At 75.1% G+C, this 5107-nt stretch carries 3 protein-coding genes and 1 pseudogene; all 4 read left to right on the top strand.

Going from position 1 to position 5107, the window contains the following annotated elements:
- Positions 1-277: pseudogene (locus tag RH94_RS45505) on the top strand (DNA polymerase III subunit gamma and tau); the annotation flags it as partial.
- Between the two features lie 115 nt (positions 278-392).
- Positions 393-1646: a phosphoribosylamine--glycine ligase gene (gene purD / locus RH94_RS34085; protein WP_073952182.1), complete on the top strand. Its 1254-nt coding sequence runs from the start codon at positions 393-395 to the stop codon at positions 1644-1646.
- Between the two features lie 399 nt (positions 1647-2045).
- Complete coding sequence (locus tag RH94_RS34080; RefSeq protein WP_073952181.1) at positions 2046-3803, top strand: hypothetical protein; 1758 nt, start codon at positions 2046-2048, stop codon at positions 3801-3803.
- 230 nt (positions 3804-4033) lie between these two features.
- A partial coding sequence (locus tag RH94_RS34075) for a N,N-dimethylformamidase beta subunit family domain-containing protein (RefSeq protein ID WP_234426233.1) occupies positions 4034-5107 on the top strand: 1074 nt, incomplete at its 3' end.

Raw genomic sequence — 5107 nt, 5'->3', positions numbered from 1 at the left:
CGGCGGCGGTACGGCCGCGCCGCGTATGACGGCTCCCCAGCCCACGGCCTCGGCGCCCGCACCCCAGCCGTCCCCCCCGAGCCCCTCGTCGGCCGCGCCCGCGCCCGCCGCGGCCCCGCCGCCCCGGCCCTCCGCGTCCGAGCCGGCTCCCGTCGCCCCCGAGGACGACATCCCCGAGGACGACGACCCGGACCTCGACGAGTCGGCCCTCTCCGGCCACGAACTGATCGTGCGGGAGCTGGGCGCGACGGTGGTGGAGGAGTACACGACCGAGTAGCGGCGCCGCGGACCGCCGCTTCCCGCCCGGCTCGGAGGAACGCACAAGCGCGCCGCTCCCGTTCCCTCGGCGGCCCGCACAAAGAACCTCGGCCCGCTGCCGTTAGGCTGAGCTCGTGAAGGTCCTCGTCATCGGCAGCGGCGCCCGTGAGCACGCCCTGTGCCGTTCCCTGTCCCTCGACCCCGCCGTCACCGCGCTGCACTGCGCGCCCGGCAACGCCGGCATCGCCGAGGCGGCCGAGCTGCACCGGGTCGACGCCCTGGACGGCGCGGCCGTGTCCGCGCTGGCCGTGAAGCTGGGCGCCGACCTCGTGGTCGTCGGCCCCGAGGCGCCGCTGGTCGCCGGGGTCGCCGACGCCGTGCGCGAGGCGGGCGTCCCGGTGTTCGGCCCCTCCAAGGAGGCCGCGCGGCTGGAGGGCTCCAAGGCCTTCGCCAAGGACGTGATGGCCGCCGCGGGTGTGCCCACGGCCCGGTCGTACGTCTGCACGACGGCCGAGGCGGTCGACGCGGCCCTCGGCGCCTTCGGTGCGCCGTACGTCGTCAAGGACGACGGGCTCGCCGCCGGCAAGGGCGTCGTCGTCACCGGTGACGCGGACGCGGCCAAGGCGCACGCGACGGCCTGTGAACGTGTGGTGATCGAGGAGTACCTCGACGGCCCCGAGGTCTCCCTCTTCGCCGTCACCGACGGCGAGACGGTCGTGCCGCTCCAGCCGGCCCAGGACTTCAAGCGGGCGCTCGACGGCGACGAGGGCCCGAACACCGGCGGCATGGGCGCGTACTCCCCGCTGCCCTGGGCCGACCCCGGGCTCGTGGACGAGGTCCTGCGGACGGTGCTGCAGCCCACGGTCGACGAGATGCGGCGCCGGGGGACCCCGTTCTCCGGTCTGCTCTACGCCGGGCTCGCGATCACCGGCCGGGGCGTCCGCGTGATCGAGTTCAACGCCCGCTTCGGCGACCCCGAGACCCAGGTGGTCCTCGCCCGCCTCCAGACCCCGCTGGCGGGTGTCCTGATGGCCGCGGCCACCGGAGGCCTCGCCCACCTCGAGCCGCTGCGGTGGAGCGACGACGCGGCCGTCACCGTGGTCGTCGCCTCGCAGAACTACCCCGGCACCCCGCGCACCGGCGACCCGATCACCGGTCTGGAGGAGGTCGCCGCGCAGGACGCCCCGCACGCGTACGTGCTGCACGCCGGCACCCGGCGGGACGGCGACGCCGTCCTGAGCGCGGGCGGCCGCGTGCTGTCCGTCACGGCGACCGGCAAGGACCTCACCGAGGCCCGCGACCGCGCGTACACCGCCGTCTCCCGCATCCGCCTCGAAGGCTCCCAGCACCGCTCGGACATCGCGGCGAGCGCGGCGGCGAAGGCGTAGCACGGCCCCCGCCACGCGCCGGGCCGGCGCGGCCTCCCGGCGGGTCGGTGTCCCTTTCCGGCGGCGGGGCGCCTGTGCTCGGCGGCGCGGCGCACGTGCCCCGTCCTGATCCGGCCCGGCCCCGGCCTCCGGTCCCCTCGCCCCACTCCCTCCGCGGAAGTTCCGCACGGGCCCCGGAGCCGATCCGGGGCCTGATCGCTTCCGTGTGCCGCCTGCGGTGACCAAAGCCATTCCATCGAGTGAGCAATAGGCCATCCGGCTGACGCGGGCCGGGGCTCCAACTAGGGTGCGGCGCGGGCGGTCCGGCACTTGGCCCATCGGCATTGCGATGTCGGTGACGGGTGCCACAGTGGGGGAGTGAGCAACACCAGGACAGTCGGGAGGGGGTGACGTCCGGTCGTGACCGGTACGGGTGTGGTGGAGGCCGGTGCGCGGACCGCGCGCTCCCGGGCCCTCGCCGTGCTGCGTGTCCGCAGCCGGGCGCTGGCCGCCGCCCTGCTGCCCGCCGCCCTCGCCGTGATCCTGTTCGTCGGCGACTCCACCGGTCACCTCGTGGGCCGGGGCTGGGACCTCGCCCGCTGGGTGGTGGGCGTCGTCGCGGTCGTCGTCCTGCTCCTGGCCGCCGGGGTCGGACTGGTCGTCGCCCGTGCCCGCCCCGCCATGACCCCCACCGTCCCGGTGTCCGAGAAGTCGGCCCCGGACCTGTACCGCCTGGTGCGCGACCTCGCCGACCGCCTCGACGTACCCGCCCCGTCCGCCATAGCGCTCACCCCGGACTGCGACAGCTGGCTCGAGGACCGTACGCATCCGGCGCACGGCCCTCCCTCACGAGAGGCCCCCGGCGATCCTGACGTCCTGCGCGGTCCGGCCCCGGCCCGCCCGCGCCGTACGGCGGCGCCCGTCCTCGTCATCGGCTCCCCGTTCCTGTGGTGGATGCGCGTCGGTGAACTGCGGGCCGTGCTGGCCCCGGTCGTCGCCGGTACGGGACCCTCGGCGCAGCCGGACATAGCGGCGGCCCGCCGTTTCGTCCGCGGTCTGGACGCGGCGGTGGCCGTCGCCTCCACCACCGGCCGCTGTCCCCTGTCCCGCTCGGTGTGCGCCGGGCTCGGCTGGGTGGCCCGGCTGCTGCTGCGCGGCTGCCGGGAGCACGCGACCGAGATGGAACGCGGCGTGGCGGCCGCGGCCGCCGAGCGCGCACAGACCGTGGACTACGGGCTCAGGATCGTCGCCCAGGAGCAGGTGGGGCTGGCGTACGCGGGCTGGGACCGGCTGCTGACCCGGGTCGCGCTCCCCGCCTGGCGCATGGGCCGCTGGCCCTCCCGGCTGGACGCGGGCGTCGTCGCGGCGCTCACCGAGCTGTCCCGCCGCGACCGCCTGGCCGAGGGCTTCGCCTCCCGGCTCGGCGAACGCCCCGCCTGCGACCTGCTCGAGGAGCCCGGCGCCGTCGACGAGGCCGCCTCGCTGCTTGCCGCGCGGCTCTTCCACGGCGGCCCGGCCGGGCGCGGCCCCGACTGGTCCCCGGTGGACTGGCGGGAGTATCCGGACGAGGTCGTCGACCGGAAGTGGCGTACCGACGCCGCCCGCCTCCACCGCGTCCTGGACACCCTGGGCGTCCGCCGGGCCTCCGGCCCCGCCGTCACCGATCCGCACGGACCGACCCTGGCCCGGGTCCTGGAACACCTGTCCGTCCCGGCCCCTCCGGCGGCCGCCCCCGCCGCCGTACCGGACGAGGAAGCCGACTTCGGCACCGAGCGCGGCGCCGCCCTCGTGGCCGGCCTCAGCGCCGAACTGGCCCGTGAGGAGGCCGCCGCCCCGGCGGCACACCCGACACCGGCGGCGGACACCGGCCGGCTCCCCGCCACACCCGCGTGGGACGAGGGCCCGCTGCCGCTCTTCCCGCTCGAACCGCCCCGCACCGGCCGGGAACTCCTCGCCGACCACGTCACCGCGGTGGTGTGCTGCGCCGCGATGGACACCGCGGGGGCCACCCCGGGTCTCGACTGGCTCGACGGCCCCGCTCTGCTGATCAAGGGAGAGAGAGCCGCCGACCTCGGCCCCAAGGTCCTCGCCCTGGTCGAAAACGGCGATCCGGTGCCGTTGCGGGCCTGGCTGGTGGATTCGGGCATACGTCCGGAAAAACCGATACGACTGGTCTGACCTGCGCTGATGCCGGGCCTGCGGTCGCGCTACCGGATCCTCTGCTTCCACTTTCGGCCAATTCACAACGAATAGTGACAACATGCGTGCGTAATGTGCTGTGCTGGGACCGCCGACGCGCGTGGCAAACGCGTCCGACATACGACAGCCACCGACAGACCCGCACCGCCGCACGACAGATCACAGGGGCACGGCAGATCACGGGGGCACGGCAAGGGAGGGGAACGGCCATGGGTTCGGAACGGATCCGCCGCTGGGAGTCGGGAGCACTCGCGCACGCCGTGACGGACCCTTTCGGACAGGGCCCCGTCCCCTGGCTGCGCGGCAGCGAGACGTACTTCGACGACACCGGACACGTCGTCCCCTGGTACGTCGACCCGGCCCCGCGGACCCCGCCCGGCACCCTCGGCACCCCCCGCGTCCCCGCCCCCCGCGCCTCCGACGGCAACCCCCGCTCGGCCGACGACGTCCACCAGCAGATCAAGGGCTTCGTCTCCACCGGCGCCGTCACCCCCGGCGAGGCCATCGACTTCCACGTCACCGTCGACCCGCCCCAGCAGTTCGGCGTGGACGTCTACCGCATCGGCCACTACGGCGGCGACGGCGCCGCCAAGATCACCACCAGCCCGCGCCTGTCCGGCATCGTCCAGCCCAAGCCGCTGACCGCCGACCGCACGGTCTCCTGCCACCACTGGTGGCTGTCCTGGCGGCTGCAGGTCCCGTCGTACTGGAGCATCGGCGCGTACGTCGCCGTCCTGACCACCGCCGACGGCTACCGTTCCCACATCCCGTTCACCGTCCGCGACAACCACCCGGCGGACCTGCTCCTGCTCCTGCCCGACCTCACCTGGCAGGCCTACAACCTCTACCCGGAGGACGGTCACACCGGCGCCAGCCTCTACCACGCCTGGGACGAGAACGGCCGCCTGCTGGGCGAGCCCGACGCCGCCACCACGGTCTCCTTCGACCGGCCGTACGCGGGCGCGGGCCTGCCCCTGCACGTCGGCCACGCCTACGACTTCATCCGCTGGGCCGAGCGCTACGGCTACGACCTCGCCTACGCCGACGCCCGCGACCTGCACGCCGGCCGCGTCGACCCCACCCGTTACCGCGGCCTGGTCTTCCCCGGCCACGACGAGTACTGGTCGGCCGGCATGCGCCGCACCGTCGAACTCGCCCGCGAGCACGGCACGTCACTGGTGTTCCTGTCCGCCAACACCATGTACTGGCAGGTGGAGCTGGGCCCTTCCCCGTCCGGCGTCCCCGATCGCCTGCTGACCTGCCGCAAGCGCAAGGGGCCCGGC

Origin of the sequence: Streptomyces kebangsaanensis, assembly GCF_001906585.1 — a bacterium.
GTDB classification, from domain to species: Bacteria; Actinomycetota; Actinomycetes; order Streptomycetales; family Streptomycetaceae; genus Streptomyces; species Streptomyces kebangsaanensis.
Note: the sequence above shows the minus strand (reverse complement) of the source record. Positions and strands in the feature narration are given on the sequence as shown.